The organism is Mycobacterium sp. IDUB_17 (genome assembly GCF_055419465.1).
Window position 1 is genome coordinate 1,084,620 of sequence record NZ_JBVAXS010000001.1, and the last position, 21,808, is coordinate 1,106,427.

The following is a 21,808-nucleotide window of genomic DNA, read 5'->3' on the forward strand; positions in this document are numbered from 1 at the left end:
CTCAGGCGTCGACGCGCTTGCGCCGGTACAGCGTTCCGACCATGAGCAACAACAGGCTCACCACCAGGATCGCCGTGGCCAGCACGTTGATCTGCGGGGGCACCGCGGCCTTGACCGCCGCGTTGACATACAGCGGATAGGTGACCGTGGAGCCGCTGACGAAATACGTGATGATGAAGTCGTCCAGGGACAACGCGAACGACAACATCGCCGCGGCGACGATGCCCGGAACGATCAGCGGCAGCGTCACTTTGAAGAACGTTCTGGTCGGGCTCGCCCCGAGATCCATCGACGCGTCCTCGAGCGTCCAGTCGAAGCCGCGTACCCGGGCGCGCACCGTCATCGCGATGAAGCTGATCTGAAAGGCTATGTGGGCCAGCACGATCGTGGCGTAGCCGGTGGCCCAGTGCAGATCGAGGAACAGGGTCAGCAGCGACGCACCCATGACCACCTCGGGCGCGGTCAGCGGTAGCACGAGAAAGGTGTCGACCGCTTTCTGACCGCGGAATCGTTGGCGCACCAGAGCGATTGCCACCAGTGTGCCCAGCACCAAGGCGATGGCGGTCGACACTGCGGCGACATTGAGGCTGAGCTTCAGCGCCTCGGTGAGTGCCGGGTACTTGAACGGGTGGGCCCAGTTGTCGAGCGTGAATCCCTGCCAGGTGTAGTTGAACTTGCCCGCCGGCTTGTTGAACGAGAACAGCACGATGACGAAGATCGGCAGGAACAGGTACAGCAAGACCAGACCGGCGACGATCCGCAGGGTCCAATCACCCCACCTCGGTGATCCCTTGACCACCGTCGGTACGGCCGGGCTCGTGGCTTCCGCCATCGCGGTCGATGTCATACCAAGTCCTCCGTGCCCAGCGCCCGCGTATAGAGCAGCACCCCGACCAGGATGATCGCCATCAGCACCATGCTGAGGGCTGCTGCTGCCGGGTAGTCCTTGACCACCAGGAACTGCTTCTGGATCACGTTGCCGATCATGGTGGTCTGAGTGCTGCCGAGGTAATCGGCATTGATGAAATCGCCGGCCGCGGGGATGAACACCAGCATGCTTCCGGCCAGCACGCCCGGCATCGACAGCGGCAGAATGACTTTGGTGAAGCTGCGGGTGTTCGACGAGTACAGGTCTTTGGACGCCTCGATCAGGCGTGGATCGATCTTCTCCAGACTCACGTAGAGCGGCAGGATCATGAAGATGATCCAGTTGTAGGTGAGGCCGCCGATCACCGCCCAGCTCGTCGAGAGCAGCCGACCTTCGCTCGGCAGCAATCCGATGGCCCCGAGCGCGTTGACCACCACCCCGTCGTCGGCCAGGATCGTCTTCCACGCGATGGTGCGGATCAGGAAGGTGACGAAGAACGGCAGGATCACCAGGCCCAAGATCAGGTTCTTGTACCGGCCGGCCTTGAAGGCGATGACGTAGGCCAGCGGAAACGCCAGCAGCGCACACAGCACGGTGGCGACAAATGCGTAGCCGAACGTCCGCAGGATCTGGTCCTGATACTCGCTGAATGCATGCAGGTAATTGCCGAAATTCCAGTCGAACTCGAGCGTCGGCAGATACACCGAACCGCCCGACGTCGACAACGAGGTGCGTGCCAACGAGAAGAAGGGCACCACGAAGAAGATCCCGAGGTACACCAGGGCCGGCAGGATCATCAGATACGGGGCGATCTTGCTCCGCTGCCGGCTACTGGTGGCTACTCCCGCCATCGGCGTCAGCCTCCGGTCACTGCGGCGTACAGACTGTTGAACTCCTGAGTCTGCTCGTCAGTGAGGGCCGGCCACGACTTGAGCTTGGCAAGGATGTCGGCCGGCGGGTTGATCAGCGGGTTGCTGGCCAGCTTGGGGTCGATCTTGGCCAGTTCGTCTGTCATGTCCGACAACACCGGAACGAACTGGGTGAACGCGATGAGCTTGGCGTAGTTCGCCCGGTCATAGACGTAGTCGATCCACGCTTCGGCGGCCTTCTGGTTCTGTGTGGTGTAGGGGATCACCATGGTGTCGATGAACCAGTCGCCGCCGGTCTCGGGCACGATGAACTTCAGGTCCGGGTTGTCGGCCTGCAGCTGGACCACGTCACCCGAATACGCCTGGGCGACAGCGATATTGCCGGCCGCGAGGTCGTCGGCGTAGTCGTTGCCGGTGAACCGGCGGATCTGGCCCTTGTCCTTCTGTTCGCGGATGAAATCGACGGCTTTCTTGATCGCCTCGGTGGTCGGTTCCTCAACGGAGTTGCCCTGCCACTGCATGATCATGCCGAGCCCGTCCTGGGTGTCGGACAGCAGGCTGACCCGACCCTTGAACGCGGGATCCCACAGATCGTCGATCTTGGTGATGTCACGTCCGGTGGCGGCGCGGTTGTACGCCAGGCCGACCATGCCGGTCATGTACGGCGCGGTGTAGTTGCGTCCCGGATCGGCCTTCGAATTGAGGAGGTCTTGGCGCAGGTTCTTCTTGTTGGGGACCCGTGTCTCGCTGATCTCGTTGAGCCACTTGAGTCCGGCGAGCCGCACCGCCATGAACTCGGTGGGCACGACGAGGTCGGAGCCGATGTCCTGCTGACGGGACAATGGTTCCTTGACCTTGGCGAACCACTGCTCGTTGTCGTTGAAATCTTCTTTGTAGTCCACCGTCAGACCGGTCTTGGTCTGGAATCCGGCGACGAACCCGTCGGCCATGTACAGCGGCCAGTTCGAGACGCGGAGGGTGCCGGTGGCCGGTGAGCCGTCGTCGGGTGCAGCCGAGGTGGCCGGGGCGCTGGATTTCTCGCCCGAGCTACAGGCGGCCAGGACCGAGGGCCCCAGCGCCAGTGCCGCCGCGGCAGCTGCACCGCCGCCCAGGAATCGACGGCGTGACGTGCGGTTCGCGGTAAGCCGGGCGAGCAGTCGGGGATCGAGGTTGTCGGGCATGGGCGACCTTTCGGGGAATTCGGGCGCTTCCGTGAATGAGGGGTGGCGGCTGGCGAGTGTCTACGTGTCGTCGAGCATCTCTTCGAGGTCTTCGGCGGTGGGTATGTCCGCGGCAGGCAGTACGCGCGAAGCTTCCGGCGACCAACTGACATGCACCGCGTCACCCGGGCGCAGCAGAGGTAGGTCCTGCTCGGGCCCGACATGGGCGATGATCGTCGAATCATCCGGCGCGGCAAGGGAAAGCCGGAGCACCGGACCCTGGAAGGTCAGGTCCTTGACGGTGGCGGGCACGGTGGCCACATCCCCGGTCGGAATATCCATGGAGACGCGGACCCGCTCGGGACGGATCATCAGGGTCGCCTGACCGCCGGGTTCGATGGTGGTATCGCCAGGTTTGGCCTTGAGCGTCGTTCCGAGCACGTCCACCTCGACGAAGTCCCGGTTGGTCCGCCCCGTCTGCCGGCCCGGCCACAGGTTGGCCTGCCCGATGAAGCTGGCGACGAACACGGTCGCCGGGCGGTCGTAGATCTCGGTGGGGCTGCCGATCTGCTCAACGTTTCCGTTGTTCATCACCGCGATCCGGTCGCTCATGGTGAGCGCCTCTTCCTGATCGTGGGTGACGTAGATGAACGTGATGCCGACCTCGCGCTGGATACGTTTCAGTTCGAACTGCATCGCATGGCGCAGTTTGAGATCGAGGGCGCCGAGCGGCTCGTCGAGCAGAAGTGCGCTGGGGTAGTTGACCAGGGCGCGGGCCAATGCGACCCGCTGCTGCTGGCCGCCCGAGAGCTGGCCCGGCTTGCGCTTGGCGAAGTCGGTGAGCCGGACGATCTCCAGCAGCTCGTCGACGCTGCGCTTGATCTCGGCCTTTTCCTTCTTCATGCTCCGCGGCCCGTAGGCAACGTTGTCCCACACTGTCATGTGCGGGAACAGCGCGTAGTGCTGGAAGACCGTGTTGACGTTGCGCTTGTGCGGTGGCACGCGAGAGACGTCGACGCCCTCGAGCCGGATGGCGCCCGCGGTCGGGCTTTCGAAGCCGGCGATCATGCGCAGCGTGGTGGTCTTCCCGCAGCCCGAGGGGCCCAGCATCGAGAAGAACTCACCCGATGCGATGGTGAAGTCCGCCTCGGCTACGGCTACGTAGTCGCCGAACCGTTTCGTGACGTGGTCGATCTCTATGACCGGCTCGCCACTGCGTGGCGAGCCGTCGTGTCCCGTCGACTTGTCGACGGCGGTGATATCTGGGCCGGTCAGCGGAATCCTCCTCCAGTACAGCCGGGAAGCTGTCGGTAAACAATCGCCGATGGAGCCGACCTTCGCAACCGTTTCCGCAATGAATTAACAATTTTTCAATGGAATCCTTCGTCAGAACCGGGTTGACAGCGCGATTCCATAGCGTGGCAGCGAGCGGCCACGGCGGGTGCGGTCGGTTCATGGTCCGGATGGTCAGTGACTGGCTGGGCTCAAGTTTCGCAGCTCAGCGGGCTGTCACGACGGGAATCCGGCGACTGGAGGAATCAGCCCCACTCGTGGTTCATGGCGCGGGACTCGGACATGGTGCGCACGGACTCGCCGTGGCGGTCGGGTGCGCGCGACACCGCGATGAGAGCCATCGCGAGGGCGGCTGTGACCGCTCCGGCGACGAAGATCGTCACGAAGCTGCCCTCCGATGGCACTATGCGATGCCCGAGCAATACCGCCACGACAGCGGCCGCCACGGAGCTGCCGATCGTCCGCGCGATCGCGTTCATGCTCGTGGCGATGCCGGTCTCGCCGGCGTCTACCTCACTGACGACCAGCGCGGGCAACGCGCCGTATCCCAGGCTGATGTAGGCGTTGGCCAGCACGCCGGCCAGGACCACCTGCCAGGGCCGGTCATGGGCTATGGCGAGCATGACGAATCCGGCGATACCGGCGACCGCGGCCACCACCAGTACTCGACGCGCGCCGTACCGGTCGATGTACCGGCCGCTGACCAGTGCCACCACAAAACCGGTCAACGCTCCGGGGAGCAGGAAATACACGCTGGCTTGCAGCACGCTGGCCCCGAATCCGTAGCCGGCGGCCTGACGGGACATCTGCACGAACTGGGTGAGGCCGAGGAATGCGAAGTACAGCCCCATGCCGACCAGGATCGTGGCCAGGTTGGTCAGCAGGATGGGTCGCCGGGCCAGCATCGTGGTCGAGACCAGAGGATCTGCGGTCCGTCGTTCCCACCACCACCAGCCGACCAGCACGCCGACACCGCCGGCCAGAAAGCCGATCGTCCCCGGATGCGTCCACCCCCACGAGTTGCCCTGGGTGATCGCCAGCAGCACCGACGACAGGCCGACCGCCAGGCCCGCGGCGCCCAGCCAGTCGATTGTGCCGCCGGCGTCAGGCTTGCGGTTGGGCACAATCGCGACCGCCACCACGATGACGACGGCGGTGAAAGCGGTGGTGAGCCAGAAGACGCGGTGATACCCGGCGTCGCCCGACATCAGCAGGCCGGTGACGACGAGGCCGACACCGCCGCCGAAACCGAGCGTTCCGGACAACACCGACATCGCGCCGACCAGACGATCCTCGGCGAGTTCTTCCCGCAGGATCGCGATGCTGATCGGGTAGAGCGCGTAGGAGGCGCCCTGCAGGATGCGTGCCGCCACCAGCAGCGGCACCGACGCGGTCACCGCGGCCAGCACCGAACCTGCCAGCACCACCACCAGCACGCCGAGCAGGACGCGTTTCTTGCTGTAGAGATCGGCGAGCCGGCCGATCAGCGGGGTCGAGGCCGCTGCCGCCAGAAGGTTGGCGGTGACGGCCCAGCTGACCGCTACCCCCGAGGTATTCAGCTGGCGGGCGATGATGCCCAGGATCGGGACTACCGCGGTCTGGAGGATGGCGACGGTGAGTGCCACCAGGCTCAGGCCGGCGATCAGGACACCGGGGCGGCGGGGCGCCCCGGGCACAGCGGGGGAGGCGGACCGGTCGGTTTCGGTCCTCGCCACTTACCGCTCCGATCCATAGCTAATCTTTGTGTTTCTCGATTATGGCCTTGGGTTGTCACGGGCCTGCCCACCGGGGTGATCGCTCAGTGCCACACCGTCGGGACCGTGGTCGAATAGACGAATGGCTTTCGGAGTCAGTGCGCTCAACGCGTCCACGTTCAGCGGGCGCCGCCCGACCGGCTCGGGTGATCTGACCGTGGAAACCCATGGGATCGCACCCCTGGCCGCCGACCAACGGTACGGACACCCCGCCCGGCTGTTCACGGTGTGGTTCGCGCCGCAGGTGAACATGACCGGAGTATTCACCGGGACATTGGCGATCACCCTCGGGTTGGGCTTCTGGCTGGGACTGCTGGCCATGGTGATCGGCACGGTTCTGGGTTCCGCCGTGGTCGCATACCTCTCGACGTGGGGGCCCCGCACCGGGGCGGGTCAACTTCCCAACGCGCGCATGGCATTCGGCGGGCTGGTCGTGGTGCCGGGCATCTTGCAGTGGGGATCGTCGATCGCCTGGGACGCACTTGTCGGGTTGTTCGGCGGGGAGGCGCTCGCGGCGCTGCTGGGCATCCCGTTCTGGAGCGCGGTGTTGATCGTCCTCGCCGTCCAGGGCGTCGTCGGATTCTTCGGCTACGAGTTGATCCACCGGCTGCAGGCGGTGTTGACCGTCATCCTCTTCATCACCTTCGCGGTCTTCACCGTCAAACTGGTCGGCGGACATGACATCGTCGTGGCGCCGTCGGTGGCAGGCGCCGATCTGGCCGGAGCTTTCGTTTTCGAGGTCACCATTGCACTGAGCCTGGCGATCTCGTGGGCCAGCTACGCCGCCGATTTCAGTCGCTATCTCCCGAGCGACTCGCCGCGGCGGCAGGTGTTCGGATACTCGTTCGCCGGGATCGTGTTGGGCTACATATTCGTTCAGGGCATCGGGATCGCGGCCGCGTCGGTGATCGGTGAGCACACCGCCGACGGTGTTCACGCCGTCATGGGCGGGGGCCTGCTCGGCGGCCTGGCCTTGTTGGTGATCGCGCTCGCGGCGATCGGCTCGGGTGTGATGAACGACTACAGCGGCTCCTTGGCATTGCAGACCATCGGTGTGCGGGTGCGTCGGCCGGTTTCGGCGATCATCGTGACGGCACTGGCCTTCGGCTTGATCCTGTGGTTGCACGCCGCGGACACCGCGACCAGGTTCACCGATGTCCTGCTGTTGGTCAGCTATTGGATTCCGGCGTTTGTCGCCGTGATCGTGGTGGATTGGGCGATCCGTACCCGTGGACGCAGCAGTATCGATCCAAGCGCCGAACTCACCGGGCGCCGCGATGCGGTGGCGGCCCTGGTCACCTTCCTGGTGGCTTACGTAATCGCCGTACCGTTCATGAATACCACCCTGATCCAGGGTGCGGTGGCCACCGCATGGCACGGGGCCGACCTCGCCTACTTCGTCAATTTTCTTGTGGCGCTGCTTCTTTACGGTGGTTACCGACTGCTGACACGGCGGGTGGCTCGGTCAGGGCAGTGCGGCCAGGACATGCTCGGTGAACGCTGACGTGGACGCGCTGCCCCCGACGTCGGCGGTACCCACACCGGCATCGAGGGTCCGCCGCACGGCGTCCTCGATGCGATCTGCGGCAACACCGAGCGCCGGTGTGCCGCCGTCGCGGCCCGCCAGCCACCGCAGCAGCATCGCGGTGGACAGGATCATCGCGACCGGGTTGGCGATGTCGCGTCCGGCGATGTCGGGCGCGGACCCGTGGGCTGCCTGCGCCATCGCGTGAGTGTGCGAGGCGTTGATGGAGGGCGCCATCCCGAGTGAGCCACTCAACTGGCCCGCGAGGTCGGACAGGATGTCGCCGAACATGTTTTCGGCGACGATCACATCGAAGTCGCGGGGGTGGCTCACCAATCGAGCGGCGAGTGCGTCGATGTGCTCCCCACGGACTTCGACGTCCGGGTAACTTTCTGCGACCGCCAGGCACACGTCCCGGAACAGCCCGGTGGTTTTGGCCAGGACATTCGTCTTGTGGGCGATGGTGACCGACTTGCGCCGAGCGGTCGCCAACTGGAATGCCTGATGAGCGATCCGCTCACAGGCGGTCCGGGTGAAAACGGCGACGGCCAGCGCGACATCGGGTGTGGGCATGAATTCGCCTGCGCCGTCGTACATGTTGCGGTCGGCGTAGAACCCTTCGGTGTTCTCCCGGACGATGACCACGTCGAGATCGGGACATACGGCGTGGACAGATGCACTCAGGGTGCGGGCCGGCCGGATGTTGGCGAACAAGTTGTAGCGCTTGCGGATTGCCCCGCCGGGGGACAGTGTGCCGCGGAACTGCTCGGGGTAGCCGGCGTTGTCGTGCGGACCGAGGATCCAGCCGGGCAGCCCGTCGAGTTCGGCCAGCGTCGGTTCTGGCAGTGGGGTTCCGAATTCACCGATCGCTTCGAGGCCGAACGGCAGTTCGCGCCAGTGCACGCCGATCGACACACCGGCCAAGGCCCGTTCAGCGACGCTGGTGGCCGAATCCACGATCTCAGGCCCGATACCGTCGCCGAGAAGCACTCCCAGGGTCAGCACACTGTCATCCTCCGCTCAAACCGGATGGGCTGCGAACCACTGCAGCAACATTTCCGCGATTTCCGCAGGTTTCTCTTCCGGAAGCCAGTGCGAGGCCCCGTGGAGCGTTTCGAACCGGTAAGGACCACCGACGTAATTCGCGGTGTCGTGCGCCGGTTTGGCGGTGATCGCGATGTCGCGGTCACTCCAGACATATAGCGTCGGCACGGAGATCTTGTCTGCTGCGCCCAGGCCGGGGCCGGACCGGCTCAACGGCATGGCGCGGTACCAGTTCAGCGCGGCGGTCAGGGCCCCGGGCTCAGCCATGGCCCGAGCGTCGCGTTCGGCGGCCTCGGGCGGTAGCCCGCTGTGGATCAAAGATCGGGCAATGGCTGCGCCTTCGCCGTCGCGCCCGAGCATCAACCGCTCGGACACCCACGGCAGTTGATTGACGTACATGTACCACGACGCGAGTCCCTGTCGGCTGGTCAGGAGGGACCGCAGGAACGCCATCGGGTGGGGCACCGACAGCGCCGACAACGACGCCAGCTTCTCAGGTGCGTGGCCGGCCACGCTCCAGGCCACTGCGGCGCCCCAGTCATGACCCACGAGATGGACACGGTCGGCGCCGCTGGCATCGATCAGAGCGAGGGTGTCCTTCACCAATTCCGTCGCGCGGTAGTCGCGGCGACGAGTCGGCCGGGCGCCGGGCGAGTACCCCCGCTGATTGGGCGCCAGGCACCGGAACCCCTTGGCGGTCAGCAGAGAGATGACCGGCTCCCAGCTGATGTTCTGCTGCGGAAAGCCGTGAAGCAGCACGACCACCGGACCGTTGGCGGGACCGTGATCGATGACATCGAAGACGAACTCCCCGCGGCGGTATTGATCCATACGTGCATCATGCCAAGCCGTTCGGTGGACACGTGGGCGTTGGGGTGTGGCTGACCCCGTCCCCGGCGATGCCGGCGGAGGGGAGCGCTTCGCGACGGTGGGCGTCCGGTGCCCCGGCGATCGCGATGTGCCGACCCGCGCGGCCGTTGCCGGTACGGCCAACTACATCGGCCGTCGGCACAAGCTTTCTCCGGTCAGATGTGTACTTCCCGTCGCGAGTACGTCGGCATTGACGAGAGTGGTTGTTTGCCAGGCGATCCCGTCTAGCCGCTGACTTCATCGGCCGTGACCTTTCGGTGGCCAACTTGTAACGGCAACGTGGCGGCGGTCGGGTGCCTGCCCGGTTGCAGCGCGTGCACGGATTGTTGTACCAATCATCAGGTGTGCGCGGGAAGGATCATCTGAATGAGCGGGATTGGGGCAGAAGACGTTCCAGGGCACTGGCTGACCGCGGCAGAAGTCGCCCGGGCATCGCAGCTGCGCGAGGACTTGGTCGAGCGATTCCTGCCGGCCGGACAACCGCAGGAGAATCTCTACGGACGCGATCTCGTGTCGGTCGCCCGGTTCGTCAAGGTGCTCACCGATCTGGGAACACCGACCGCTGCCGTCGAAGTGGCTGTGGCCGAATTGCGGGCCCGCCCGGACGCGGCGTTCAATGTGGCTCTTCGGGGCGGCGGCAGTGCCGGTCGGTGGCCTATGAGTCCGAAGCTGACCGGTAACCGGACCCGAGTGTGGAAGGCGATCGGTGCGACGACCGCCGCCGCGTTACTCGTCGGCGGCGTCGTGGCGGTCACGCTGCCAGGGCACGAGGATGAGGCGACCGCTGCAGGACCGACACGTGCCGCCGCGGCGAAACCCGTTCCTGCCGAGGTGGTTGCGTCAGCCGTACGTGACGAGCCGGGCGCCAAGCCCGCCCAGGCTTTTTCCGCGGCCAAACCGGATCCGGTCTGCGTTCAGTGGCAGCGGGCCAGCGCTGGGTACGACGGCAAGCAACAGGCCTGGGTCAAGACCGATCATCGGGTTCCGGCCTCGCGCTGGTCAGCCAAGCAACGGTCGGTGACACTGGCTGTCGTCCCGGTCATGCGCGAGGAGGCCGCTGAATTGCGCGCATTGGCCGACAAGGCCGCGGATCCGCTTCTGGCGGGATTGCTGCGGGCTCAGTCCCGGTACGTGGACAGCTACGCCGCCAAGCTGCCGAAGTTCGAACCGGCACAGCATGCTAACTGGACAGCAGCCACCGCGATGGACGCTGCGGTGAAAGCGGTTTGCTCAACGCCACGTTGAGCGTTTCGGCCCGGTATCTGGTGGGGCACTTGGGGATGAGTGCCCCACCAGAAATCGGGCTTGGTTACATCGGCATCCAGCGATCGAGGAACCAGAAGCCCCAACCGCGGCCATCACCGGCAGGCATCGGGGTCACCCGCTGGCCATTCCACTCGAACGGTTGATGATCGCGGCGCGCGGCGTCGATGTTACGACCGTGCCAGTCGTCGGGCCGAAAGCCACGGTCGTCATGGCGGTCGCACTGAGGCGCACCCGGACGGTCGCAACCAGGGCCCGGGTCGGCGTTGGCGGTGCCGATGCCCAGCAACCCGGCCATGCCGATTCCTGCCGCCATCGCCGATATGCCCACGGATTTTTTGAAAGGCATTGCTTTACTCCGTTTCTGACCAGTGCGACGACGGTGCCGCACGGAGAGCAAAGCTATTTCGGTGGATTGTGTTTGCCCTGTGCTGACGGTTGGCACGTGCTGTGTGGTCGGTAACGGGATGAAAACTGCTTGGAATCAATGATATTGAATGCTGACAGCCAACTCCCAGACCCGACCCGGCCGAGCGCTGCCAATGCGGGCGAGACGACGGCCTTTTTTCGAGGTCAACCCCTCAGCCGGGCCGGCGGCTGAGGTTCTCAGCAACGGCGAAGGTGCATTCGTGATGCGCCAAGGCACTTCCCAGGAAGAGACCGAGCTGCCAACAGTAATGCCGGCCCTGCGCGCGGAAACCCACATTCACCAGGTCAGGTTGTGCTTCTCGAAGTGACGGGCCAACGCCTCCATGTACTCGTCGCCGTGGAAGGGTCCGCGGGCACCGATCGCCTTTTCCAGGAACGGGCCGTACTCCTCGTCATTGACGTAGGTCGACCAGTGGGTGATCTGCCCGTCGTCGTTGGTATCGATGAAGCTGATCGAGTAGAAGCCCATCGTCTCGCCGTCGGCTGTCGTGCCCTCCCAGCGGTAGCGCATGACGAGGCCGTTCTCGGCAGGCCAGAACTTGTGGTCGACGGGTTTCCAGTCGGGGAAGACCACCGAATAGGCCTTGGCCTCAACGGTGGCCGCGACGTCGAAGGAGGTCGCCACGTCCTTGAGCACGAGTTCCTGCCCTGCCACGAAGTAGGGCGAGGTGTACACGGCGTCGTCGGTGAACTCCCACTCGTCGTATGACTCGCCTTCCTGCACTTGCCGCAGCACGTACTTGTCGCGGTAGCTCTCCGCCATGCGGCGGTGTTTGGCGATTCGATCGACCAGATCCATTGCGGTCCTTATCCGTTGGGGGAGCGGTAGGGCCAGTCAAATGGCTCATGTGGCGTGGCCCACACAAGTAATATACATACCTGTATTAGAGATTCAACGATGAATTTTCTGGCTGGTGGGGGTTGCCGAGAACCTGTGTCCGCCCTGGGTGGATGCGGTCGTGGCTGAACGGTGGACCCGGCAGCGGGTGCAGGCCGAACTGCCGGCCAAGGCGCTGATCGCCGCCAACGTGGGAAGCGCGCTGGGCAGCCCCATCGATTCCGAGGACCTCTACCGGCCGCTCGTGGAGATGGTGGTGGTAAACGTCGAGTCCGCGGAATCGACCGTGCTGGAGACCTAGGCCCGGGTCAAGAACCCCAGCACGGTCTGCTCGAAGGCCTCCTTGGCCTCGATCATGGCCCAGTGTCCACAGTTAGGGAACACGTGCAGTTCGGCGTTCGGGATCGTCCGCATCGGGATCAGTGCCATATCGAGCGGGCTGACCCGGTCATCGCGGCCCCAGGTCAGCAGCGTGGGGGCGGCCACCCTGTGCATCTGTGCCCACGGCATCGGCGCATCGGACGAGCGCATGGCGGCCATCATTCCCGCAAACGCGGCTTTGCCGTACATCCGCTTGGCCGCGGCCAGCGTCGTGGGATCGGTCGCCAGTTCCCACCGCTGTTCGATGAGCTCGTCGGTGACCAGTGCCGGGTCGAACACCATCGAGTTCAACCAATCGATCAGGCGCTGGCGGGTCGGGTCTTCGGTGAATTCCTGCAGCAGCCGGATGCCTTCGCTGGGGCCCGGGCTGAATACGTTGGTTCCAATGCCACCGATGGTGACGAGCCTGCCAATGCGGTCCGGCTGCCGGATGGCGAAGTTGATACCCACACCGCCGCCCATCGAGTTGCCGACGATGTGCACACGGTCGATGCCGAGGGCGTCGACGAAGGGAGCCACGACACCCTGCGCGGTCACCATCGGATGGCCGCCGATATCGTCGGTGACGCCGAATCCCGGGAATTCCAGTATCAGGCAACGGAATTGCTGGGCGAAGGTGGGCAGGATTCCCCGGAAATTGCGCCAGCCGGTCACTCCGGGCCCGGAGCCGTGCAGGAACAACAGCGCCGGTCCATCACCGGTGTCGTAATACCGCAAGACGCCTGCGGATGTCTCGATCTCCCTCAGTTCCAGCTCGGTCATGCCGACCAACCTACGGGTGTCTGGCCACCGGCTCGTCGGCGGTCCCGCCCCGTGGAACACGATCTCGTGAGGCGTCCGTCACGGCTCCGCCGGTTTGCCGTGGGAGTAGATCGGAATCCGTCACCGCCTTATCTAACGACGTTGCAGGATCTTTCGCGGCGGAACAGCACGGTGCTGATCGCCCCGCCACAGAGGGCAACGGCGCCACACGTAATCAAGGCGACCACCACCGCGAATGTTGACGCTCCGTCGCGCACATGCGCTGCCTGACTGATGGTGCCGCACAATGCGATGCCGATGGTCAGCCCGAGTTGCCGGGCGGCATTGGCCGCTGCGGCGGCCACTCCCGCCCGTGCCGGCGGGACCGACGTCGCAGCGACGGCGGGCAGCACGGGGGACACGATCGCGGCACCGATGCCGGTCCCGATGAGCATCGCGATCAGTGAAGTCCAATCCGGGTGCAACATCAATGTCGCACCGGGCAGACAGGCCAGTCCGGTGAGCAACGTTCCGCCGCCGAGCACCCAGCTGCGCGGTGCATGGTGCAGCCGCGCGCTCAAGGTCAGCGACACCAGGATGAACGCGGCAAGTTGTACCGTCAGCACCAGTGCGGCTTGCAGGGGCTGCATGCCGCGGTTGGTCTGCAACCACCACGACAGGACCGGTAATGCGGCGAAAGCTGCGAAGTAGTAAGCGAATCCGGCAACGAGCACGGCGATGAATCCTCGTGTCGCGAAAAGGTCCGGCGGTAGTAGCGGATGGGCGGCGCGGCGTTGGACCGAGACGAACAAGCAGACCGCGGCGAGGCTCACCGCGCCCGCCCCCAGGGTCCCGGCCGACGTCCAACCGGACTCACCGGCATTGATCACCGCGAATGTGGTCCCTGTCATCGCCGTGGTGATGAGGGCCATTCCCACGACGTCGAGTCGTGCGTGCACCGGGTGCGCCCGTGACAGCGATTGCACGCCGATGATCACGGCGAACACACATATCGGCACCGCACCGAGAAACAACCAGCGCCACGTGATGAATTGGGTCACGGCTCCACCGGCGATCGTTCCCATGGTGCTGCCGATTCCCGCGACCGCACCCCATACAGCGAACGCGATTCCGCGCGTCCGACCGCGGTAATGCTCGGTCAAGAGCGGAACGACCGTTCCGAAGATCGCCGCGCCGCCCGTCCCCTGGATGACGCGCGCCGCAACCAGAACGCCACCGTTCGTGGCGGCCGCGCATCCCACCGATGCCACCCCGAAAACGATCAGCCCGACCAAGAACAGCCGCCGGTGTCCCCACCGATCTCCGAGGGTTCCCATGGCCATCACGAGCGCGGCCAGTGCGAGGGTGTACCCGTCGATAATCCATTGGGCTGTTGCGAATCCGGCACCGAGCCGCCCTGCGATGTTCCCGGCGCTGACCGTCACGACGGTGGTGAACGCGAGTAAGAGGAAGGTCGCCAGGCAACAGGCCACCAATGGGCGCCAATCCCGGTGTCGATCGGGTGCAACGTCGTGAACGGGGGCGGAATTGGGGGAGCTCGTGGGCATGGTCTGACCCTGATGTAATGGTCTTGTGCATGTAAACCATTACATGGAGCCCTTGCTGCGGAACGTGACCGATCTGGTCAATCGGCCCGCCTCCACACCGGCCGACCTGGAACAGCGCTGGACGGCTCGTGACATGCCCATCCACTGTCGCGTCACGCGCGCCGACGTACGACAGGTGAGGGATTTCCTGGCAATCTGGGCGGATGTCGTCGACGCCGACACTGAAGAGAGCCGTGTCACGCTTCTCAACCAGCTACTGGCTCGATTCGCCACCAGTCCGTCGATCACCAATCACGATGGCAGTGGCTGGCATCTGCACTACCGCGATGCCGACGCCGGCTTCGCCGCAACGCTGGCCGGCGCCACGAGCGCTGCGGCGGCTCAGTTCCTCACCGAACGCGGGATGCAACGTATCCGGCGTTGCGCCCGCGAAGGATGCACCACGGCATTCGTCGACTTCACCCGACCCGGCACACAGAAGTACTGCAGTCACGGCTGCGCCAATCGCGATGCGGTCAGGAGACACCGAGCCAATCCCGCCCGCGGCGCGCCGCTGAAACCTCCTCGCAGGCAGGGCCGCGCCGTTTGACGATCGGATAGCGACCCCGGCGCCGGGCCGAGGGCGCACTCGGTCTGAGCTCTGTCGGGTTCGCCCGTCAGCGGCTTGTCAGCACGCGGCAGGCCAGGTTCGTATATTGGGTGGTAGAGCGAACGATCCGTGCGTTCCGGTCAACACTGGGAAGACCGCAGATGTGACTACGTCACCGGCACCCTCATCACGCCCACGTTCCGGCGTGACGACCGATCCTGCCGGGACCGACACGTACCGCAGGTTCCGGTTGCGAATCCTGCTGTGCGTGGTGGTAGTGACCCTCGCGGGCAGTGCGACGGCACTGGTTCTCGAGCACAACACCGGCCGGGTCGGCCACGAGTCGGTGCTGACGAGTCTGGTCGCGGTGTCATTGGCCGCGACGATTCTGCTGCACGGTCTTCTCCTCGGACGCCCGCTGACCTTGGCTCATGGGGCTACCGCCGCGGCGGCCCTATTGCTGGCGACATTCGCCGTGATGCTTGGGCATCCGGCAGACGCGTGGATCTGCCTCGTCCTCTCCGCCGCGATGTTGATCAGACCGCGGAGGTCGACGGCTCAACCAGATGCCTTACGTTCGGTGGCCGCTCTGGTCGACAACACACAGGGCGACCCACTGGCGCCCTTCGCAATGGCTGCGGGCAAAAGCTACGTGTTCTCAGCGGACGGCACGGCCGCGCTGGCCTATCGGACGGTGGCCGGTTTTGCGGTGGCCAGCGGCGATCCGATCGGAGACCAGGCCCGTTACCCGGAGGTTGTCGCCACATTCGCTGCCCTGTGTCGGACGCAGGGCTGGCGCATCCTGGTGCTGGGCGCTTCGGAGCGCAGCCTGACGTTTTGGCGCGATCGTGCGGTGATCGGCACCGCGCTGCGGGGCATCCCCATCGGACGTGACGTCGTGGTGGAGGTCGACCGTTTCGACTTGGCCGGCCGGTCCAAGCGCAATCTCAGGCAGGCTGTCCAGCGAACTCGCAATGCGGGCGTCACTAGCGAAGTGATCGCTGAGTCGGACGTCGATGAGACGCTTCGGGCTGAACTTGTCGATGTGATGCGGCAGTCGGGTAAGGCGGTCGGCGCCGAGCGCGGGTTCTCGATGATGCTCGGTGACACCTTGTCCGGCCGCTATCCCGGTGTGTGGCTGATCGTCGGACGGGACCGTGGGGGACGGATACAGGCGTTCCAGCGTTTTGCCGGCGCGGGTGGCGGGACCGAACTGAGTCTTGATCTCCCGTGGCGCCGGCTGAGCGCCCCGAATGGGATCGACGAGCGGCTCACCGTGGACATGATCGACTGGGCACGATCGCACGGGGGAGAGCGGGTCTCGCTGGCATTCGCCCCGTTTCCCGATCTCTTCGGGAATGACCGCAGCGGGGAGGTTCTTGTCCGAGTGCTGCGGACACTCGCTCATGTCGGGGATCGGCTCATCAAGCTGGAGTCGTTGTATCGATATGTGCGCAAGTTCGGTGCGATGGCTGAGCATCGGTACGTGTTATTGCCGGTGGTCGACGCGCTTCCGGCGGCTGCCGTGTTCTTGATACTTGAACTAGCTCCGCACCGCACCTCAGCAGCCGATTGACCAGCATTTTTCGGTGCCCACCAGGTCGGTATGCTGGATCGGGATGTTGTCGCGAGTGTTCTCCAGTCTGGTCCGGGTGCGTGTCACCCTGGCCTACGCGGCGGCACTGTTCACGATCGCGTCCCTGCTGCTCATCTTGGGGCCCAAGGTGCAGGACCGCGTGGTCAGTCATCTGAGCACCAATCTGGAGAACCTGGGGCAGGGCCACCTGGGAACACTCCTGGGAAGTGCCTTCGTCACCGCCGAGGGATACACGTACCTGCTGCTGCCAGGACTGGTGTGCCTGCTGGCGCTGGCAGAGCTGGTGTGGTGCAGCAGGCGGTTGATCCAAGCGTTCGCGCTCGGTCATGTCGGAGCCACCCTGATCGTCGCGGCCGGTTTGGCCGCCGCGATCAAGCTCAGCTGGCTGCCGATCTCGGTTGCCCACGCCCAAGACGTGGGGCTGAGCTACGGCGCGATCGCCGTCCTCGGCACCCTGACCGCGGCGATACCGATGCGGTGGCGCGCGGCGTGGATTGCCGGCTGGGTGACAATTGCCCTGGTGATCGCGGTATCGGGGACAGATTTCACTGCGGTCGGACACGCCATCGCGTTGATTCTCGGGATCGTGTTGTCGACCCGGTTCAGCTCTGACTCGACCTGGACACCGGCCCGGCTGGTGCTGCTGGCCATCGGTGTCGGGTTCGGACTGCTGCTTCTGGTTGGAGTGTCCTTTTCGGTGGCGCCGATCGCGCTGCCCGCGGGTGTTGTGGTCGCCGCGATCGCGACATGGGCTTGGTGGCGGTGGCTCGGTGCGTCGAAGCCCGGCGACGCGCGCCTGATTACAGTGTCCGCATGACTTTGCACGCCGACGCTACTCATCCGGATCTGGTTTCCGTCGGGGTGCCGACGCACTGGTACAACCTGGCCGCCGAGCTGGACCAGCCGATCCCGCCCCATCTGCATCCGGGCACCAAGGAACCGGTCGGCCCCGATGACCTCGCGGCGCTCTTCCCGAGCGGATTGATCGCCCAGGAAGTATCCACCGAGCCGTACATCGAGATCCCGGATGTGGTGCGCGACATCTACTCGATGTGGCGTCCCTCGCCGTTGATCCGGGCCCGTCGGTTCGAGCAGGCGCTGAACACCGGCGCCCACATCTACGTCAAGTACGAGGGTGTCAGCCCGGTCGGCAGCCACAAGACCAATTCTGCGGTGGCGCAGGCCTATTACAACAGCATCGACGGAGTCCGGAAGCTGACCACCGAGACAGGTGCCGGGCAGTGGGGTAGCGCCCTGTCGTTCGCCGGAGCCCAGTTCGGCCTCGAGGTCGAGGTATGGCAGGTCCGTGCATCCTATGAGTCGAAGCCCTACCGCGGTCATCTGATTCGCACGTACGGCGGCACCGTGCACTCGAGCCCGTCGAATCTCACCGAGTCGGGTCGCGCGATCCTCGCGGCGACGCCCGACACCACCGGCAGTCTCGGGATGGCGGTGAGCGAGGCGGTCGAGGTGGCGGCAGCCAACGCCGACACCCGCTATGCCCTCGGCAGCGTGCTGAACCACGTGGTCCTGCATCAGAGCGTGATCGGGCTGGAGGCCGTTGCGCAGCTCGCCGCCGTCGAGCCGGACGGGGCCGACGTCGTCTTCGGCTGCGCCGGTGGCGGATCCAACCTCGCCGGCCTGGCATTCCCGTTCCTGCGCGAGAAGATCCATGGCCGGTCGAACCCGAAGGTGATCGCCGCGGAGCCGGCCGCGTGTCCGTCGATCACACAGGGCGAGTACCGCTACGACCACGGCGACGTGGCAGGCCTGACCCCGCTACTCAAGATGCACACGCTCGGAATGGATTTCGTACCCGACCCGATCCATGCGGGTGGGCTGCGCTACCACGGGATGGCGCCGGCGCTGAGCCATACCGTCGAGCTGGGTCTGGTCGAAGGCGTCGCTGTCGGGCAGCATGATGCGTTCTCTGCGGGGGTGCTGTTCGCGCGGACCCAGGGCATCGTGCCCGCACCCGAGGCCACGCACGCGATCGCCGCCGCCGCCGCACACGTGGCCGATGATCCGGCCGAGCAGGTGGTCGTGATCGGGCTTTCGGGTCACGGCCAACTCGATCTGCCGGCGTATGCGGAGTTCTTGGACGGGAATTTCTGAGCCTGCCCGAGGGGTCTTGACCGTCGGGCGAACGGATTCCCATAGGCCGCCGCACCTTTGAGCTCGAGTTGCCAACCGGTGCCGCCGAGGGTCCCGGCCGGCTGGCCGAAGCTCGGAGACACGACGTGGCCGGCAGACACACGAGTAGTCGGCTACGCGACCAGGCGGTGTGACCACTGACTTGTTGCGTTGCGCTCACGTCAAAACCGGTGCAGCAAACCGGTGTGGCGGATTAGGCTCCGAGCATCCACTGGTGACGAACTGTGGGGGGCAGCATCGATACGGTGACCGCGAGCCAGGCCGCATCAGCCCCGTTGTCGGAGCTGATGTCGACGCTGCATACGCAATCTGAGGGCCTGTCGTCGGCGGAGGCAGCCGCGCGTCTGTCCGCGCACGGGCCGAACATCATTCGCACGCATCACGTCAGTGCCTGGGCAGTGCTCAGACGACAACTGAACAATGCAGTGCTGATCCTGTTGGCCGTGACCGCCGTGGCCTCGGCCTTCCTCGGCGACGCCACCCAGTCGATCATCATCGGAATCATCCTGGTGATCAGCATCGGGCTCGGGTTCGTCAACGAGTACCGGGCAGAACGGGCCACCGAAGCCCTGCATTCACGGGTGCAGCACAACGCAGTCGCGCGCCGTGACGGGAAGGCCGTCAAGGTTGATGTGACCGAGTTGGTGCCCGGTGACGTCATCCAACTCACCCTGGGCGAGGCGGTGCCCGCTGATGTCAGGCTGTTCGACGTCAACGGTCTCGAGTGCAACGAAGGCATTCTGACCGGTGAGTCGATGACCGCACAGAAGTCGGCCGATGTGGTGGCGATGGACACCGCGCTGGCCGATGCGACGGATCTCGCCTTCATGGGCACCATCGTCAGCGCGGGCACCGGCATCGGTGTCGTGTACGCGACCGGCGCGGACGCTGAGTTCGGCCGGATCGCGGTCGGACTCAGCCAGAATGCGCCGGAGACCGACTTCCAAGCGGGTCTGCGGAAGTTCTCCTATCTGCTGCTCTACGTGGCGTTGACGCTGACCGTATTCATCGTGCTGGCCAACGTGATGCTGCGCCGGCCGGTTATCGACTCCGTACTCTTCGCGCTGGCCATCGCGGTTGGCATCACCCCGCAGCTGCTGCCGGCCGTGGTCAGCAGCAGCCTCGCCGCCGGGTCGCGGGAACTGGCCAAACGCAAGGTCTTGGTCAAGCGCTTGGTGAGCATCGAGGATCTCGGTGACATCGATGTCCTGATCACCGACAAGACCGGAACTTTGACCGATGGCCGCATCAGCTTCATCGATGCCGTTGACGCCGCGGGTGCCCATTCCGAAGATGTCCTGCGTGATGGGTTGCTGGCGACCGACGTGGACCCGGCGGCCGGGGGAGTCAGCGGCAACGAGATGGACGCTGCACTGTGGCGGGCGACCGGTGTCGACGCCGCGGTGTTGACCGCGGGCGTCCGCCAGATCGCGGTTCTTCCGTTCGATCACACGCGACGGTCCGCGACGACGCTTGTCGACGACCCCGGTCGCGACCAGCGGACACTGATCACCAAGGGGGCACCCGAGCAGGTGCTGGCCAGGTGCGCCCAGGTGCCGGAATCGGCTCACGAAACACTCGATCGACTGTTCGCCGAAGGCCGACGGGTAGTCGCAGTCGCGGTCAAGCCTGCGTCCGGACTGGAGACGGTGACCCCGTCCGATGAATCCGACCTCCGGCTGGCCGGGTTTCTGTCCTTTGCCGACAACCCCAAGTCGGCCGCGCGAGAGTCGCTGGCCAAATTGGCCGAACTGGAAATCGATGTGAAAGTCGCCACCGGAGATAATCCGCGGGTCGCCGAAAAAGTCTGTGCGGAACTCGGTTTGGCGTCGAAAGGTACGATCACCGGCGTCGAGATGGACAAACTCGACGACCGCGAATTCGATCGGATGGTCACCCAGACAACCATTTTCGCCCGAGTCACGCCGGAACAGAAGGCACGGGTGATCGCCTCGGCGCGCAAACAGGGACGCTCGGTCGGTTTCCTCGGTGATGGTGTGAACGACGCGCTGGCCCTGCACGCGGCCGATGTCGGTATCTCGGTGGACTCGGCGACCGACGTCGCCAAGGACGCTGCCGATGTCGTGCTCCTGGAGAAGGATCTCGGCGTTCTCGCCGATGGTGTGTCGGAAGGACGACGCATCTTCGCCAACACGATCAAGTACGTATTGATGGGCACATCAAGCAATTTCGGCAACATGTTCAGCGCGGCCGCGGCCTCCGCCGTACTGCCGTTTCTCCCGATGCTGCCCGGGCAGATCCTGCTGAACAACCTGCTCTACGACAGCTCCCAGCTGGCCATCCCCACCGACCACGCCGATCCAGAACAACTGCACGCTCCGTCACACTGGAACATCGCGTTCATCAAACGCTTCATGCTGACGTTCGGGCCGATCAGTTCGTTGTTCGACTTCCTGACCTTCGGCTTGATGCTCGGCGTGCTGCACGCGGCTCCCGCCGAGTTTCGCACCGGGTGGTTCGTGGAGTCATTGGCCACCCAGACCCTGATCATCTTCGTCATCCGAACCCGGCGCATTCCGTTCTTCCGCAGCGTGCCCAGTGCTCCGCTGGTTGCGACGACCTTTGGTGCAATCGCGATCGGGATCGCGGTGACCTTGTCGCCATTGGCATCTCGCTTGGGTTTCGCACCGTTGCCGTGGCAGTTCTTCGCCGCGCTGGTGCTACTGACCGTGGGCTACCTGATCATGGTCGAGTTCACCAAGAAGGTGTTCTATGCCGATCCGCTTCATCTTGCGGCTGCGCCGGTTCGTACCCGCGGGCGTCTTCATCGCATCGAACGCCGAGCCTCCAGATTTGTGCACCATCCGAGTTCGGCCACCCGATGATGGACTGCCGCCCTGGGGT

General features: G+C 65.1%; 19 protein-coding genes. 8 read left to right on the forward strand and 11 right to left on the reverse strand.

The features are described 5' to 3' along the window. Position 1 precedes the first annotated feature (1 nt). The 5 genes from ACZYZ7_RS05100 to ACZYZ7_RS05120 form a co-directional block, all read right to left on the reverse strand. Positions 2-847, reverse strand: coding sequence for an ABC transporter permease (locus tag ACZYZ7_RS05100; protein WP_450071786.1), 846 nt, complete (start codon positions 845-847; stop codon positions 2-4). Next, a complete protein-coding gene (locus tag ACZYZ7_RS05105; protein WP_135454622.1) occupies positions 844-1,719 on the reverse strand; it encodes an ABC transporter permease in 876 nt (291 codons plus the stop codon). The genes ACZYZ7_RS05100 and ACZYZ7_RS05105 overlap by 4 nt, the downstream gene beginning before the upstream one ends. A 5-nt stretch (positions 1,720-1,724) precedes the next feature. Further along, positions 1,725-2,918: a polyamine ABC transporter substrate-binding protein gene (locus ACZYZ7_RS05110; RefSeq protein ID WP_450071787.1), complete on the reverse strand. Its 1,194-nt coding sequence runs from the start codon at positions 2,916-2,918 to the stop codon at positions 1,725-1,727. A 60-nt stretch (positions 2,919-2,978) separates the two neighbouring features. Further along, positions 2,979-4,007 carry an ABC transporter ATP-binding protein gene (locus tag ACZYZ7_RS05115; protein ID WP_450071788.1) on the reverse strand — a complete coding sequence of 343 codons (1,029 nt, stop codon included), beginning with the start codon at positions 4,005-4,007 and terminating at the stop codon, positions 2,979-2,981. A gap of 428 nt (positions 4,008-4,435) precedes the next feature. After that, a complete protein-coding gene (locus tag ACZYZ7_RS05120; RefSeq protein ID WP_463740353.1) occupies positions 4,436-5,905 on the reverse strand; it encodes an MFS transporter in 1,470 nt (489 codons plus the stop codon). A 121-nt stretch (positions 5,906-6,026) separates the two neighbouring features. Here ACZYZ7_RS05120 and ACZYZ7_RS05125 point away from each other — a divergent pair, with 121 nt between their 5' ends. Beyond that, complete coding sequence (locus tag ACZYZ7_RS05125; protein ID WP_463740354.1) at positions 6,027-7,448, forward strand: purine-cytosine permease family protein; 1,422 nt, start codon at positions 6,027-6,029, stop codon at positions 7,446-7,448. On the opposite strand, the gene ACZYZ7_RS05130 is transcribed toward ACZYZ7_RS05125, so the two are convergent. Both ACZYZ7_RS05130 and ACZYZ7_RS05135 read right to left on the reverse strand, forming a co-directional pair. After that, positions 7,410-8,474, reverse strand: a complete 1,065-nt coding sequence (locus ACZYZ7_RS05130) for an isocitrate/isopropylmalate dehydrogenase family protein (RefSeq protein WP_450071791.1) — start codon at positions 8,472-8,474, stop codon at positions 7,410-7,412. The two genes, ACZYZ7_RS05125 and ACZYZ7_RS05130, sit on opposite strands and share 39 nt — an antisense overlap. 15 nt (positions 8,475-8,489) lie before the next feature. Next, positions 8,490-9,344 carry an alpha/beta fold hydrolase gene (locus ACZYZ7_RS05135; protein ID WP_450071792.1) on the reverse strand — a complete coding sequence of 285 codons (855 nt, stop codon included), beginning with the start codon at positions 9,342-9,344 and terminating at the stop codon, positions 8,490-8,492. 405 nt (positions 9,345-9,749) lie between these two features. Between ACZYZ7_RS05135 and ACZYZ7_RS05140 the strand changes: the two genes are divergently transcribed. Then, positions 9,750-10,628 carry a hypothetical protein gene (locus ACZYZ7_RS05140; protein WP_450071793.1) on the forward strand — a complete coding sequence of 293 codons (879 nt, stop codon included), beginning with the start codon at positions 9,750-9,752 and terminating at the stop codon, positions 10,626-10,628. Positions 10,629-10,692: 64 nt separating this feature from the next. Here the strand turns inward: ACZYZ7_RS05140 and ACZYZ7_RS05145 are convergent, their stop codons facing one another. Both ACZYZ7_RS05145 and ACZYZ7_RS05150 read right to left on the reverse strand, forming a co-directional pair. Continuing rightward, positions 10,693-10,995 carry a hypothetical protein gene (locus ACZYZ7_RS05145; protein WP_450071794.1) on the reverse strand — a complete coding sequence of 101 codons (303 nt, stop codon included), beginning with the start codon at positions 10,993-10,995 and terminating at the stop codon, positions 10,693-10,695. Positions 10,996-11,352: 357 nt separating this feature from the next. Beyond that, complete coding sequence (locus ACZYZ7_RS05150) at positions 11,353-11,874, reverse strand: nuclear transport factor 2-like protein (RefSeq protein WP_463740355.1); 522 nt, start codon at positions 11,872-11,874, stop codon at positions 11,353-11,355. A gap of 160 nt (positions 11,875-12,034) precedes the next feature. On the opposite strand from ACZYZ7_RS05150, the gene ACZYZ7_RS05155 reads away from it, so the two are divergent. Further along, on the forward strand, positions 12,035-12,214 hold the full coding sequence (locus ACZYZ7_RS05155; protein ID WP_463740356.1) for a hypothetical protein: 180 nt from the start codon (positions 12,035-12,037) through the stop codon (positions 12,212-12,214). On the opposite strand, the gene ACZYZ7_RS05160 is transcribed toward ACZYZ7_RS05155, so the two are convergent. Beyond that, entirely contained in the window at positions 12,211-13,056 is an 846-nt protein-coding gene (locus ACZYZ7_RS05160; protein WP_135454644.1) for an alpha/beta fold hydrolase, read from the reverse strand. The two genes, ACZYZ7_RS05155 and ACZYZ7_RS05160, sit on opposite strands and share 4 nt — an antisense overlap. A 128-nt stretch (positions 13,057-13,184) precedes the next feature. Next, positions 13,185-14,603, reverse strand: a complete 1,419-nt coding sequence (locus ACZYZ7_RS05165; protein WP_463740357.1) for an MFS transporter — start codon at positions 14,601-14,603, stop codon at positions 13,185-13,187. Positions 14,604-14,667: 64 nt separating this feature from the next. On the opposite strand from ACZYZ7_RS05165, the gene ACZYZ7_RS05170 reads away from it, so the two are divergent. From ACZYZ7_RS05170 to mgtA, 5 genes are all read left to right on the forward strand, one after another. Continuing rightward, positions 14,668-15,192, forward strand: coding sequence for a CGNR zinc finger domain-containing protein (locus tag ACZYZ7_RS05170; RefSeq protein WP_135454648.1), 525 nt, complete (start codon positions 14,668-14,670; stop codon positions 15,190-15,192). Positions 15,193-15,397: 205 nt separating this feature from the next. After that, a complete protein-coding gene (locus tag ACZYZ7_RS05175) occupies positions 15,398-16,768 on the forward strand; it encodes a bifunctional lysylphosphatidylglycerol flippase/synthetase MprF (protein WP_135454650.1) in 1,371 nt (456 codons plus the stop codon). Positions 16,769-16,811: 43 nt separating this feature from the next. Beyond that, the gene (locus tag ACZYZ7_RS05180) at positions 16,812-17,606 is read left to right on the forward strand and encodes a rhomboid-like protein (protein WP_463740358.1); all 795 of its coding nucleotides are present in this window, start codon (positions 16,812-16,814) and stop codon (positions 17,604-17,606) included. Continuing rightward, positions 17,603-18,904 carry a TrpB-like pyridoxal phosphate-dependent enzyme gene (locus tag ACZYZ7_RS05185; protein WP_463740359.1) on the forward strand — a complete coding sequence of 434 codons (1,302 nt, stop codon included), beginning with the start codon at positions 17,603-17,605 and terminating at the stop codon, positions 18,902-18,904. The genes ACZYZ7_RS05180 and ACZYZ7_RS05185 overlap by 4 nt, the downstream gene beginning before the upstream one ends. 263 nt (positions 18,905-19,167) lie before the next feature. Beyond that, the gene (gene mgtA, locus ACZYZ7_RS05190; RefSeq protein WP_463740360.1) at positions 19,168-21,789 is read left to right on the forward strand and encodes a magnesium-translocating P-type ATPase; all 2,622 of its coding nucleotides are present in this window, start codon (positions 19,168-19,170) and stop codon (positions 21,787-21,789) included. The last annotated feature ends 19 nt before the right edge of the window (positions 21,790-21,808 follow it).